The following is a 13,228-nucleotide window of genomic DNA, read 5'->3' on the forward strand; positions in this document are numbered from 1 at the left end:
TTTGGGCTGCCGGGCTATTCCGTCCTGACCTCATCAGGAGCACCTTGTGGCTCGGCCCCGGCGACAGGAGGTACGACCTGGTCCAGTGGAAGGCAGTCTCTGGCCTGCCCGCGAGCCTGAGTTGCCGCCCCTGCTTTTCAGGGTGACCGTGCTGGGGTGTGAAGGAGGGGGCACTTTCTTCTTGCATTTTGCATGGATTTGTTTATCTTTCAAGAGTCGTGTAGCTGCGTGGGCCAGGTCCGTTTGGGCTGCGCACGCGGCGGTCGGCGTCCATCGACTTGATGTGATCCTCGGTACCAGACACCCGGCCACGATGGGTCCCCTTAGGGAAGCTGGGCAGTGCTGTCAGGAGACAGCCTTTGGCGCAGGCCGGTTGCCCGTCCAGCGGGGCCGATGAAGAGGCCTGCTATCACTGACGCGCTGGCGAGGTCCGACCCCAAGGAGATGAACGGAGAGCTCTTCGGTGGAGGAGACGGATGAGACTTACTGCTTTCTCATTCCTGCCGGTAATCGTGCACGTAGCCTTGACTGTTTCTGTGGTAGGAGCCGCATGGACGCTCCAAGACTCCCATTGGGAAGACCCCTCGGTGTTTGGTATAAACAAAGAGCCCCCGCACGCGACCGGGGTCCCTTTTGCAACGCAGGAGCAAGCCCTTTCCAGCTCGCGAGGGTCGTCGCCATTGGTGCTGTCGCTGAATGGCCTGTGGCAGTTCCACTGGGTGAGACGGCCGGAGGACCGTCCGCGCGACTTTTATCGGCCGGATTTTGACGCCAGCGCCTGGGACAGCATTCCGGTGCCGAGCAATTGGCAGATGCACGGCTACGACATCCCCATTTACACCAATGTGCGCTACCCTTTTCCTGCCAATCCACCGCATATCCCGCACGACTTTAACCCTGTGGGTTCCTACCGCAGGACCTTCGCTCTTCCTGAGAACTGGGCAGGCCGCCAGGTGTTTGTGGTCTTTGATGGAGTCGAGTCGGCTTTCTACCTATGGGTAAATGGCGTGCTTGTGGGTTACAGCCAGGATAGCCGTACCCCTGCGGAGTTCAACATTACCGGCTTTCTCAAGCCCGGCGAGAACTTGCTTGCCGTGGAGGTCTATCGCTGGTCGGATGGCTCGTATCTCGAGGATCAAGATTTCTGGCGGCTGAGCGGCATATTCCGGGACGTCTATTTAGTGGCACGGCCGATGGTGTACGTGCGGGACTTTTTTGTGCGCACGGAGTTAGATGCTGCCTACCGTGACGCCACCCTGCGGGTGACCGCCAAGGTGCGCAACAATGGGCCAGCAGGGGTCAAGAAGCCGACCTTGGAGGCTGTCCTGCTGGACGGGATCGAGCCGGGGGCGCCGGTGCTTGCCAAAATGACCGCCAGCACCCCCTACTTGGAATCCGGCGCAGAGAGCACCATGCTGCTCAGGGCTGAGCTGGCCAATCCCCGCAAATGGTCCGCAGAAAAGCCCCATCTGTACACGCTGGTCTTGACCCTGAAGGATGCTGAGGGTCAGGTGCTGGAGGTAATCCCGTCTCGTGTCGGCTTCCGCAGCGTCGAAATCAAAGGTGGGCAGCTGCTGGTCAATGGCAAGCCCATCTACATCAAAGGCGTGAACCGGCACGAGCATGACCCCGACACCGGCCACTATGTGACCTTCGAGTCGATGGTGCGTGACATTCTGCTCATGAAGCGCTTCAACATTAACGCCGTGCGCACGTGCCACTATCCGGACGCCCCCGCGTGGTACGACCTCTGCGACTACTACGGCCTCTACGTCATCGATGAGGCCAATGTGGAATCACACGGCATGGGGTACGACCCGGAGCGGACGCTGGCAAACAAGCCGGAGTGGCGCGCGGCCCATCTGGACCGCATCACCCGCATGGTCGAACGCGACAAAAACCACCCTTCGGTCATCGTCTGGTCCTTGGGGAATGAGGCAGGCGACGGCACGACCTTCGAGGAGGCCAGCGATTGGATCCACCAGCGGGATCCTTCGCGGCCGGTGCACTATGAGCGCGCCGGTACGCGCCCTCACACCGACATCGTCTGCCCGATGTACCCGCCCTTGGAGCATCTGGTGCAGTACGGCAGCCAGGACCGCGACCGCCCGCTCATCATGTGCGAGTACGCCCACGCCATGGGCAACGCGGTCGGCAACCTGCAGGAATACTGGGAGGTCATCGAACGGTACCGCAATCTGCAAGGCGGCTGCATCTGGGACTGGGTGGATCAGGGTCTGCGTAAGTATGCCGTGAACGACAGGGGGGAGAAGGTCTGGTTCTGGGCTTATGGCGGCGACTTTGGCGATCAGCCCAACGACGGCAACTTTTGCTGCAACGGCCTGGTGCTGCCTGACCGGCGAACTACTCCAAAGCTGTGGGAGGTGAAGAAGGTCTACCAGAACATTGCCATTGAGCCGGTAGACCTCATGCGTGGTCTCGTGCGCGTGCGGAACAAGTTCTTCTTCACCGACCTGGCCGAATTTGTGGCCACTTGGGTGCTGACTGAGGACGGGAGCGAAATCCAGCGCGGCGTCCTTCCGCCGCTGGCCCTTGCCCCTGGGCAGAGCGCGGCGGTGCGCATCCCCTTCAAGAAGCCCCGCCTCTGTCCGGGCGCGGAATACCACCTCCGCATTGCCTTTCATCTGCGCGCTGCCACTTCCTGGGCTGAACAAGGGCACGAGGTCGCCTGGGAGCAATTCTTCATTCCCTTCCAGACCAAGCCGGCTCCGCGCGTGCAACTTCCGCCAGGGGAGGTACAGGTTGTCGACCAGGACGGTCTTGTCTCGCTGCACGGCAAGGACTTTGTTGCCAGTTTTTCTCGCGCCACCGGCGCATTGGCGTCACTGCGCTACCAAGGAATGGAGGTTTTGGCGCAGGGAGTCGAGGCGCCGGGCCCGCTACTCAATGCCTTTCGTGCGCCAACCGACAACGACAAGTACTTGCGCAAGCCCTGGCTTGCGGCCGGCTTGGACCGCCTTGTGCCGCAGCTCCAGGACTTTGCGGTGGAACGGGTGAGTAGGGGAGAGGTGCTGGTGCGCACCAGGATGGTCTGGACAGGAGCACCAGGCCGAGGGTTTACGCATCTCGCCACCTACCGCGTGCTGGCGAATGGCTGGATCGAGGTCGAAAACAACGTAGAGCCCTTTGGCGAGCTACCCATCCTACCGCGCTTGGGCGTCCGTTTGTTCGTCGACACCGCCTACGAGCGGATGGAGTGGCTCGGCAGGGGACCGCACGAGAACTATCCGGATCGCAAGACCAGCGCCGATGTGGGCCGCTATCGCAGCACAGTGACGGAGCAATACGAGCCGTACGTTCGCCCCCAGGAGACGGGCAACCACGAGGAAGTGCGCTGGCTGGCCCTGACCGATAGCACGGGCCACGGCCTGCTGGTGGTCTGCCCACAGCCTTTGGCCGCGTCTGCCCTGCACTTTACCGCTCATGACCTTGACAGGGCAGAACACATCCACGAGCTCCGCCCGCGGCCTGAGGTTGTGTTGTGCATAGACTACCAGCAGTGCGGCCTCGGCAACGCCAGTTGCGGCCCAGGGGTTCTCGACCAGTATGCGCTCAAGGCTGCGCCTGTTGCCTTCCGCTTCATCCTCCGGCCTTATGAACCGGGTATGGGGGACCTCGCGCAGGTGGCCAGGACGCGCTTGCCTTGATGCACGCGCAGAGCACTGACAGAGGCCTAATGGCCAGGGAACTCCGCGCAGTCGTCTTGGCCGCGGGCAGAGGGACCCGCATGAAATCCGACCTGCCGAAGGTGCTCCATCCGCTCCTCGGCCGACCCATGGTGCAGTACGTGATCGATGCTTGCCGCGCTGCAGGCGTGGAGAAGATCTACTTGGTGGTTGGCTACGGGGCAGAGAGGGTGCGGGAGGCTCTCGGCCCTGGGCTCTGCTATGTCACCCAGGAGCCGCAGCTCGGCACCGGGCATGCGCTGCTGCAGGTGAGCCCACTGCTGGCGGACTACGAAGGCGACCTTCTCGTGCTGGTCGGCGATAGCCCGCTGATTACCCCAGGCCTCCTTCAGAAGCTCGTGGGGCTTCACCAGAAGAGTGGGGCGGCGGCCACGTTCCTCACCGCGGTGTTCGATGAGCCGCCAGCCTATGGCAGGGTGTTGCGCGATGTGCAGGGGAGGGTGGTCCGCATTGTCGAGGAGGTCGACGCCCGGCCCGAGGTGGCGGCAGTCAAAGAGGTCATCACGTCCCATTACTGCTTTCGCGCCGAGGTGGTCCTGCCGCTTCTGGCGAAGATCGACAACCACAATGCCAAGGGCGAGTACTATCTCACCGACATTGTCGGCATCTTGCGCTCGGCAGGGTACCAGGTGGAGGCGCTGCCGGTGGATGATACGCGCCTGGTCTGGGCAGTGAACACGCCGGAGGAGCTGGCGGTGGCGGAGAGGCTTCTCAAAGAACTGCAAGCCGCGGTGCCCCTCGGCACGGAGGGAGATCGATGAGCGCCCGCTCGCTGGTGGTCTCTGCGCCGGGGCGGATCTGCCTTTTTGGCGAACATCAAGATTACTTGGGACTGCCAGTGATTGCCGCGGCCATCGACCGTCGCATCTGGATTAGCGGCCAGAGGAGGGAAGACGCCGATTTCAGCATCGACCTTCCGGACGTCGGCGACCACGAACGGTTTTCTCTTCCTGGGCCCGTGCCCTACAAGAAAAAGCGCGACTATTTGCGCAGCGGCCTCAACGTACTGCTCCGGAAAGGCCTGGCCCTGGAGAGAGGTTACTCATGTCGGGTACATGGGACCATCCCCATCAACTCCGGTACCTCGAGCTCGTCGGCGCTGGTGGTGGCCTGGGTGCTTTTCTTGCTGGCGGCAGCTCAGGATGAGCGCGCTGCAGACCCGATGTTTGTCGCCCGCTGCGCGCACGAGGCGGAGGTGGCGGAATTTCGCGAGCCCGGCGGCATGATGGATCACGTCACGGCGAGCTTCGGCGGTGTGCTGCATATCGAGTTTGCGCCGCAGGTGCGCGCGGAGAGCCTGCCGGCCCGGCTCGGAAGGTTTGTGCTCGGCGACTCGCACGAGCCAAAGGACACCACAGGCTTGTTGGCGCGCGTGCGGGGAGGCTCGGTGACTGCCATGGAAGCCCTGCACAGAGCCAATGCCGCCCTTTCCTACCATTCCGTCTCACTTGCCGATATCGACCGGCATGAGGGGATGCTCACCCCCGAGCAGACTCAGCTCCTGCGCGCCCGGATTGGCGTGCGCGATCTGACAGAACAGGCGCGCCTCTTGCTTCGGCAGAAAGAGATCGACCACCGCCGCCTGGGTGCGTTGCTCACCGCTCACCACCGGCAGCTTGGCGAAGGGCTGCGCATCTCCACGCCAAAGATCGAGCGCATGATCGCCGCCGCACTGGCCGCCGGAGCGTTTGGGGCGAAGATCAATGGCTCCGGGGGCGGTGGCTGCATGTTTGCCTACGCCCCAGAACACAGCGAAGAGGTGGCCGAGGCCATCACTGCCGCGGGTGGCACGCCCCACCTCATCTCGGTCGCCCAGGGAGCCAGGGTGGAGGAGCTGATCTTGTGAGGCACCACAACTGAGTGGAGAAGGAGAACTATGGCAAGACGAGTGGCATATGTCGTGTGGGCGGCTCTGCTTCTGTCCTGCGTTGCGGCCTGGGCAAGGGACGCCTCCGCAGGGGGGAGCATTGGGAAGGAAGACCGCATCGTCGTCTTGGAGAACAACTGCGTGGTCTGCTCATTGCGAGTGGAGAATGGGCAGCTCGTCGCCGAAACGTTGGCAGGGCAGCCTGGGTGGCTCAAGGCGTATGGGAGCTGCACCGTCCGCGTTGCCGCCGATGGTGACTTTGCCCTGGAACTTTTCTGGACAGATTGGTCAGCTCCGGGCAAGAAAGACAACGCCGACAACGAGTTGACCGTCGCGGCACGGGACCTGCAACTGTTGTCCGTGACGAGCGACGACCCTGCAAGTGGCAGCAAGCAGACGCATTTGCTGTTCCAGCACCGCCAAGCCTCCCTGCAGGTGATGCTCACCTATGAGCTGCCGGCAGACCGCCCGTACGTCAGGCGGCGTGTCGCAGTGTGTGACCCGAAACGCCACCGGCACTTTCTCCAGTCGGTATGGCCGCGCCGCGGCACTATCGAAGGGCCGCTGGCGCTTATGAAAAGCGGCGGTTTTGGACAGCCGGCCGCCGTACGCATCCAGGATGGCGCGGTGTTCTGGGGCGTGGAGTATCCTGCGGCCACGACCTTGTTGAATCCGGAGCCGACGGGCTCAGCTTTTCTGAGCTGCGGGCACGAGGCAGGGGAGGTGGTGGACAGCCTGTGGGTCGCGAGCGAGTGGGTGGTGACTGGTCTTTGCCCAACACCGCACGCCAAGCTCTGGTTCTCCCGGTACGTGGACGACATGCGCGTCGCGCCACTGCGCCCCTACCTGCTCTACAACTCCTGGTACGACGTGCGCGCCCCGGAGTACACCGAGCGGCCAGAGGATGTGATGAACGAAGCCAACGTGCTGCGCATCATCAAGGACTTTCAGCGCGAGATGTGGCAGAAGCGGGGCATCCGCCTGGACGCCTTCGTGCTGGACGATGGCTGGGACGTGTACAAGAGCGACTGGGTGTTGCGCCCGCAGGAGTTTCCCCGTGGTCTACGACCTTTGAGCCAAGCCCTGGATACGATGGGCACGCAGCTGGGCATCTGGCTGGGGCCCATCGGCGGCTATTCGCACAGAGAGTGGCGCGTCGGCTGGATGAAAGAGCAGGGCTACGAGACCGTGGGCGACCAGATGTGCATCGCCGGCTCAAAGTACCACGCTTTGCTGAAAAAACGGGTGGTGGATTTCGTCAAAGAGCAGGGCGTGGGCTACTTCAAGTGGGATGGCATCCAGTTCTCCTGCAGTGAGCCGGGGCATGGGCATCCCCTGGGCGTGTATTCGCGGCGCGCCGTCATGCAGGCGGTGATTGACCTTTGCCAGTCGGTGCGCGCTGCCCGTCCAGACGTCTTTCTCAACATCACCTCCGGCACTTGGCTCAGCCCCTGGTGGCTCAAGTACGCCAACACCATCTGGATGCAAGGCGCTGATTATGGCTATGCCGATGTGCCTTCCATCAGCCGCCGCGATGCCGCCATGACCTATCGTGACCATGTCCTGTTCGAGGACTATGGCATCAACGACTTTTGGTTCCCCATTGCCAACCTGATGACCCATGGCATCATCAAGGGAAATCTGCAGAAACTTGGGGGTGAGGAGGAGCCGCTGGACAAGTTCACCAACAACGCCCTCCTCTACTTTGCCCGAGGGGTGACGATGTGGGAGCTGTACATTTCGCCTAACCTTCTCAGTGAAGGCGAATGGGAGGCCCTGGCCAAATCCATCGCCTGGGCGCGCGACCGCTTTGACCTGCTGACGCACACGGCCATGATCGGCGGCCACCCAGGCAAGCGCGAGCCCTACGGCTATGTGCACTTTGTCGGCAAGCGTGGCATCGTTGCGGTGCGCAACCCGTTCATCGAGCCAAAGGAGATCGCCATCCCACTCGACCCTGGATTGGGCCTAGACGACAAGGCAGCGTCGCTGGTGGTGGAGCGCGTCTACCCCACGCGCTACCTCTTGCCGCAGCTCTACGCCGCCGGCGCCGAAGTGTCGGTGCCTCTCCAGGGATACGAGACGGCGATTTTTGAAATCTACCCGCTCGCCGAAGCGCCCGAGCCGCTGCTCGCCGGAGTGACGTTCGAAGAAGTGGAGACGGCGTCCGGCTTCCGCCATTTGCGCCTGCTTGGTGAGGCACAACAGCCGCGCCTGTTGAACCCCGAGCTGGTGGCACCGGAATCGCTGGCAGAGGTTCTCGGCCAGGTTGCTGCCCTTTCCACTTCCGGGGGCCAGGAGAATCTTCCTGTCGGCCAGGTGAGCACAAGAGGCGGCAGAGGTGAGCTGGAGGTGGCCGTCCAGATTCCCAAAGGGCTGGCAAAAGCGGAGCTGGCCGTCCTCTTTGAAGGTGAGCCCAAGGTGGAACAGAGCCAGGCCTCTTTGCGCGTAAGCGCAGACGGCCGGGAGGTTGAGCCATCCACCGAAGGAGATCTGCGCAACTGGCTGTGGGCGAAGCTAAAGTTGCCCGAAGGTGACCACAAGGTGACCTTCCGGGTGGTCGGTGGCGAGACGAAATGGCGAGGGACTGCTGCGGCGTGGCTGGTCTGTTGGGTGCGCCCCCCGACGCGGGAATTGGCTATACCGTTGAAACAGCCGCGCGATGTGCAACGTTTGCTCCCCCCGCGCCCCTGGCCCTCAGGAGTGGTCGAACGGGTGGTGAAGGTGGGCGAAGTCAAGCTTCCATGAGAGACCCGGCGCCGCCAGTGGGTCAAGACGGGCATTCCCAAGAGGCCTCAAACAGGAGGAACTTCATGAAATGGCTAATGATCGTGGTGAGTCTGTGCCTACTGGGTGCAGCGGCTGGTGCTGCACCGGACTCCGGTGGGCGCTGGATCCACCCGCGCTGCGACACTCTCAATCTGCCCAAGCGAGGCCCCTTTGTGCTCATGGCAGATGGCGCCTTGGGCACCTTAGACGAGCGGGGCTTTTCCTTGAGCCATGATGGCGGCAAGACCTGGTCTGAGCCGTCGCCCGTGTGCGAAGGTATCTACCCGGCCGAGCCCGCGTCCTTCTACCTGTTGCGCACGAAGAGCAACGTCCTGGTCGTCGTGTTCCTGAACTTTGAGGGACGCAAGTTCAGTTGGGACAGTGAGCGGAACGAACCTGGCGACTGCAAGCTGGAAGTCTGGGCCGTGCGCAGCCTGGACGGCGGCAAGACCTGGATCGACAAGCAGCGTCTCTTGGACGGCTACAACGCCAATTTCTTCGGCCTAATTCAGACCAGTTCGGGCAGAATCGTGGTCCCTTTGCAGCACCTCGTGTCTGACCCAGGACGGCTGGTGAGTTGCTCCTTTTGGTCGGATGACGACGGCCACACCTGGCAGCGCAGCAACTGGATCGACTTGGGCGGACATGGCCACCACGACGGGGCCTTCGAGCCCACGGTGGCCGAACTTCCCGATGGGCGGCTGCTCATGCTGCTGCGCACCAACTTGGACCGTTTCTGGCAGGCCGTCTCTGAGGACACCGGCCGCTACTGGCGGACCATCCAACCCTCGATCATCGACGCCAGCAGCGCCCCAGGGCACCTTGTGCGCCTGCAAAGCGGCCGCTTCGTGTTGGTCTGGAACAGGCTCAATCCGGAGGGGCGGACCTGGCCTAAGACCATGCCCACGCCGTTCCACACCGAATTCCCCGCCTCCTGGCACCGGGAGGAGTTGAGCATAGCCTTTTCCGAAGACGGCCTCCACTGGGGTGAGCCAGTGGTCATCGCCCGCCAAATTGGCGGACAGCTCAGCTACCCCTACGTCTTCGAACCATCGCCAGGGGAAATCTGGGTGATGGTGGGTTTTGCCCTGAAGAAGCCCTGGCAGGACCCCTGGCCATTACAGCTGCGCCTGCGAGAAAAGGATTTCGTCAGACAGTAGAAGCTCACGGACACGGAGACAGTGCATGGACCTCTACGCGACCAACTTTTCCACGGTGGACTGGGTGATTTTGCTGACGTACGTCTGTATCCCAGTGGTCATTGGCGTGCTGGTGCGCAAGTACGTGCGCGGCATCGGGGACTTTATCGTGGCCGGCCGCTCGTTGCGGCTGTGGCTGGCCATCGCCACCATGAGCGGCACGGAAATCGGCCTGGTCACGGTGATGTACAACGCTGAGCTGGGCTTCAAGCACGGCTTTTCCGCGTTTCACATTGCCGTCTTAGAGTTCTCCTGCATCCTGGCTATCGGCCTGACCGGGTTCATCGTCTATCGGCTGCGCAAGATGGAGGTGATGACCATACCCGAGTTTTACGGAAAACGGTTTGGACCGAACGTGCGCGTTCTCGGCGCCATCATCCTCGCCCTGGGCGGGATCCTCAATACCGGCCTCTTTCTCAAGGCATCGGCGCGCTTCATGGTGGGCGTAGCTGGCTTCAGCGATCCGGCCGGGCTGAAGATCATGATGACGGTGATGCTGCTCATGGTGTTGGTCTACACGGTGCTTGGCGGCATGGTGTCGGTGGTCATCAACGACTTTGTGCAATTCATCGTCCTTTCGCTGGGCATGCTCCTGGGCACTTACTACGTCTTCCAGACTGTGGGTTGGCGCACCCTGTTCCAGGCGCCGGTAGGGGTCAACGCCGATGCCTGGTTCAATCCTCTGCACGAGGGTTCGGGGTTCGGGCCGTTGTACGTTGGTTTCATGATGGTGCAGCTCTTGGCTGCTGGTGCCCTGTGGCAAACAGGGACGCAGCGCGCCTTGGCGGCCAAGTCGCCACGCGTCGCCAGGCAGCTCTATGCGTGTAGCTCCATCTCGTATGCGGCACGGCGCATCATCCCGATGCTGTGGGGAATCGGGGCAGTTGTCTTCATGTCCAATGTGCCCGGCTTCCTCAGCGCCTTCCAGGGGCCGCAGGCGTTAAGCAGTGAGTTAGGCATGCCCCTGTTCATCGCCAAGATCGTGCCGAGCGGTCTATTGGGTTTGCTCAGCGCGGGGATGTTCGCCGCCTTCATGTCGACGCAGGACAGCTACCTGCTGAGCTGGAGCGCGGTCATCACCCAGGACATCATTGCTCCGTTGCGCAAGCGGGAGCTTTCCGAGCGGGCGCGGCTGCTCATCACCCGCGTCTGCATCGTCGCAGTGGGCATCTTTCTGCTGGTCTGGGGGCTCTGGTTTGAGGCCCCGGTGTCGTTGTGGAACTACATGGCGATTACGGGCACCATCTACTTGGCAGGGGCCTTTACGGTGATCGGCGCCGGCTTGTACTGGAAGCGCGCCAGCACAACAGGCGCCTACCTGGCCTTGTGTGCCGGAGTGGTGGCAGTGTTGGGCATCGGACCGTGGACCAAGGGGGCACATGTGCCCTGGTATCTGAGCGACAGGTTCTTTGGCCTATTAGCGTTTGTCTTGGCCTTGGTGGGCATGGTAGTGGGTTCGCTGCTCTTCCCGGACCGGACAAGGGAGGATCGCGCATGAGCTGGGTACTGCTCTGGAAGGTGGTGGTCGTGCTCACGCTCGCCGCATTCGCCGCACTGGCCGCTTTAGTGCTGGTGGGCGGCGTGGGCAATATTGCGCAGATGCTCAAAGACCTCCGCGCACCCGATCGGGGGGCCTAGGGCATAGACCTGACCCACCGTAAGAGCCCTGCCCGTAGGGGAAGAGGCAGCCCTGCTTCGTCCTCTCCCCCGGTACGTTCTCCCCGCGGGCGTCGAGAAGGCCGGGCTGTGGGGCCCGCGGACTGCTACTGCTTGGCCGGAAGAAATTCGGCCACGTTGGCTTTGGTGATGCGCGCCGTGGGCAGAGTGATCCGCTTGGGTACCTTTTCGCCCCTCAGCACTTTCAGGGCGACGCGTAGCCCCTCTTCGCCTGGCGTGGGATAGAGGAAGGTGCCGGCCAAGATCCCTTCTGCTACCCACTTACACCCTTCCCCGGGGATGCCATCGATGCCGATGAACTTGATGTCCTTGGCGCGGCCGGCATCCTGAGCCGCAAGATACGCCCCGAAGGCCATGGGGTCGTTGTGTGCGTAGACCAAGTCGATTTTCGGATGTGCCTTCAGCGCGGTCTCCATGATGTTGTAGGCCTTATCCTGCTTCCAATCGCCGTCCTGACGGCCGACTACCGTCTTGATACCCGGCTCGTTGTCGATGACGTGCTGAAAGCCGGCGTGCCGCTCCTGGGCAGGGGTGGAGCCCATGCCGCCCCAGATCTCCACGATGTTCCCTTTGGCCCTTCCCTTACCGCCGAGCAGCTCCACAGCGTACTGGCCGGCCGCGCGCCCGATCTCCATGTTGTCCGCGCCGATGAAGCAGGTGTACTTGTCGGTGTTCACCCCACGGTCCAGCACGATGACCGGAATACCGGCGTCATAGGCTTGTGCCACCACGTCCGTGAGACCAGCCGACTCCTTTGGCGAGATGAGGATGGCATCCACCCGTTGGCGGATGAAGTTTTCTACTTGCGCCACTTGATTGGCCGTCTTGTCCTGCGCATCGGCAATGATGAGCTTGACCTCCGGGTGCTTGGCGGCTTCTGCGCGCAGGCGAGCGTTGAACAACACCCGCCAGGGTTCGGTGGTTGTGCACTGCGAGAAGGCAATCACCCACTTGGTCTCGCTCTTTTTCTTCCCACATCCGGTTACCATCAGAGAAGCCAGCACCATCGCAGTGACAAGCCTCAGCATGCAGAACGACCTGTGCATCACCATTCCTCCTGGTCTGAGAAAGGTCTTGCCATCCTTCGTGGCTATCAGCGCCCTGCACCGTGCGGCAGTGAGCGTCGCAGGCGACGCAGCCAGTCGCCAAAGCGTCCTTCCTGCAGCAACACCGCCGCAACGATAATCACTCCCTTGAACACCAACTGCACGTTATAGTCCACATTGCGCAGCTGGAGAATGTTGTTCAGCAGGCCAAAGATGAACACGCCCACCAGCGTGCCGATGACCGAGCCACGGCCGCCCATTAGGCTGGTGCCGCCGATGACCACTGCAGCGATGGCGTCCAGCTCCATGCCTGTGCCAGCGTCAGGCTTGCCTTGCCGGTACTGCGCGCAGTAGAGCACACCGGTGAGGCCGGCCAAGAAGCCCGAGACCGCGTAGGTGGCCGTCTTGATAGCCGCCACGTTGATGCCGGACAGGCGGGCGGCTTCCTCGTTGCCGCCGATGGCGTAGACGTAGCGCCCAAAGCGCAGTTTCTTCAGTACAAAATGGCTCACGGCGACGCAGGCCAAGAAGATGAGCCCCGGTACCGGGACGACACCGCCCAGTCGCGCCCGCAGGAGCTGGAATGCAGGGGTCGCCCCCTCTGGGCCAATGTAGACCTGGTACACGGAGTGGTCCTTGCCGGCGATGAGCCGTGCCGAGCCAAGCGCGGCTATCATCATCGCCAAGGTGACGATAAACGGCTGCAGGCGTCCCTTGGCGATGAGCAGGCCGTTGAGCGTCCCCATCAGCAGCGTCACGCAGGGCACCGCCACCAGCACTCCGAGCACCGAAAACCCAGTCTCCGACTGGGGGGCAAGCCAGGCCCAGCTGAGCACGGCAGCCAATGCGCCGGCGCCTAAAGCCAAGAGCAAGGCGAGTTTGCCGCGCGCGCGACTCTCCATGATGCTTGACGGACGTTATCTTGCCACAAGCATAGCGCAACTCGGGGTCGGGCGGGTAACC

General features: G+C 62.5%; 9 protein-coding genes. 7 read left to right on the forward strand and 2 right to left on the reverse strand.

The window, feature by feature from the left end; translation table 11 throughout:
- The first annotated feature begins 476 nt into the window (after positions 1-476).
- The 7 genes from H5U38_05195 to H5U38_05225 all read left to right on the forward strand — a co-directional run bounded on the left by H5U38_05195 (position 477) and on the right by H5U38_05225 (position 11,180).
- Complete coding sequence (locus H5U38_05195) at positions 477-3,668, forward strand: DUF4981 domain-containing protein (GenBank protein MBC7186416.1); 3,192 nt, start codon at positions 477-479, stop codon at positions 3,666-3,668.
- 80 nt (positions 3,669-3,748) lie between these two features.
- Entirely contained in the window at positions 3,749-4,468 is a 720-nt protein-coding gene (locus H5U38_05200; protein MBC7186417.1) for an NTP transferase domain-containing protein, read from the forward strand.
- The gene (locus tag H5U38_05205; GenBank protein MBC7186418.1) at positions 4,465-5,553 is read left to right on the forward strand and encodes a GHMP kinase; all 1,089 of its coding nucleotides are present in this window, start codon (positions 4,465-4,467) and stop codon (positions 5,551-5,553) included. The genes H5U38_05200 and H5U38_05205 overlap by 4 nt, the downstream gene beginning before the upstream one ends.
- Before the next feature lie 30 nt (positions 5,554-5,583).
- On the forward strand, positions 5,584-8,322 hold the full coding sequence (locus H5U38_05210) for an alpha-galactosidase (GenBank protein MBC7186419.1): 2,739 nt from the start codon (positions 5,584-5,586) through the stop codon (positions 8,320-8,322).
- Positions 8,323-8,399: 77 nt separating this feature from the next.
- Positions 8,400-9,503 carry an exo-alpha-sialidase gene (locus H5U38_05215; GenBank protein MBC7186420.1) on the forward strand — a complete coding sequence of 368 codons (1,104 nt, stop codon included), beginning with the start codon at positions 8,400-8,402 and terminating at the stop codon, positions 9,501-9,503.
- A 25-nt stretch (positions 9,504-9,528) separates the two neighbouring features.
- Complete coding sequence (locus H5U38_05220; GenBank protein ID MBC7186421.1) at positions 9,529-11,040, forward strand: sodium:solute symporter family protein; 1,512 nt, start codon at positions 9,529-9,531, stop codon at positions 11,038-11,040.
- Positions 11,037-11,180 carry a hypothetical protein gene (locus H5U38_05225; GenBank protein MBC7186422.1) on the forward strand — a complete coding sequence of 48 codons (144 nt, stop codon included), beginning with the start codon at positions 11,037-11,039 and terminating at the stop codon, positions 11,178-11,180. Before H5U38_05220 ends, H5U38_05225 begins: the two co-directional genes overlap by 4 nt.
- 125 nt (positions 11,181-11,305) lie before the next feature.
- Here H5U38_05225 and H5U38_05230 read toward each other — a convergent pair whose 3' ends face one another.
- Both H5U38_05230 and H5U38_05235 read right to left on the reverse strand, forming a co-directional pair.
- Complete coding sequence (locus H5U38_05230; protein MBC7186423.1) at positions 11,306-12,265, reverse strand: substrate-binding domain-containing protein; 960 nt, start codon at positions 12,263-12,265, stop codon at positions 11,306-11,308.
- A 47-nt stretch (positions 12,266-12,312) separates the two neighbouring features.
- A complete protein-coding gene (locus tag H5U38_05235; GenBank protein MBC7186424.1) occupies positions 12,313-13,167 on the reverse strand; it encodes an ABC transporter permease in 855 nt (284 codons plus the stop codon).
- Between the last annotated feature and the right edge of the window lie 61 nt (positions 13,168-13,228).

The organism is Calditrichota bacterium (genome assembly GCA_014359355.1).
Taxonomy (GTDB): Bacteria; Zhuqueibacterota; Zhuqueibacteria; order JANLFK01; family Oleimicrobiaceae; genus Oleimicrobium.

What these genes read in the sequence shown, in the direction of transcription:
- H5U38_05215 (MBC7186420.1), top strand. Translation starts at nt 8,400, where the DNA reads ATGATCGTGGTGAGTCTGTGCCTACTGGGTGCAGCGGCTGGTGCTGCA.
- H5U38_05220 (MBC7186421.1), top strand. Translation starts at nt 9,529, where the DNA reads ATGGACCTCTACGCGACCAACTTTTCCACGGTGGACTGGGTGATTTTG.
- H5U38_05235 (MBC7186424.1), bottom strand. Translation starts at nt 13,167, where the DNA reads ATGGAGAGTCGCGCGCGCGGCAAACTCGCCTTGCTCTTGGCTTTAGGC.
- H5U38_05195 (MBC7186416.1), top strand. Translation starts at nt 477, where the DNA reads ATGAGACTTACTGCTTTCTCATTCCTGCCGGTAATCGTGCACGTAGCC.
- H5U38_05225 (MBC7186422.1), top strand. Translation starts at nt 11,037, where the DNA reads ATGAGCTGGGTACTGCTCTGGAAGGTGGTGGTCGTGCTCACGCTCGCC.
- H5U38_05205 (MBC7186418.1), top strand. Translation starts at nt 4,465, where the DNA reads ATGAGCGCCCGCTCGCTGGTGGTCTCTGCGCCGGGGCGGATCTGCCTT.
- H5U38_05230 (MBC7186423.1), bottom strand. Translation starts at nt 12,265, where the DNA reads ATGCACAGGTCGTTCTGCATGCTGAGGCTTGTCACTGCGATGGTGCTG.
- H5U38_05200 (MBC7186417.1), top strand. Translation starts at nt 3,749, where the DNA reads ATGAAATCCGACCTGCCGAAGGTGCTCCATCCGCTCCTCGGCCGACCC.
- H5U38_05210 (MBC7186419.1), top strand. Translation starts at nt 5,584, where the DNA reads ATGGCAAGACGAGTGGCATATGTCGTGTGGGCGGCTCTGCTTCTGTCC.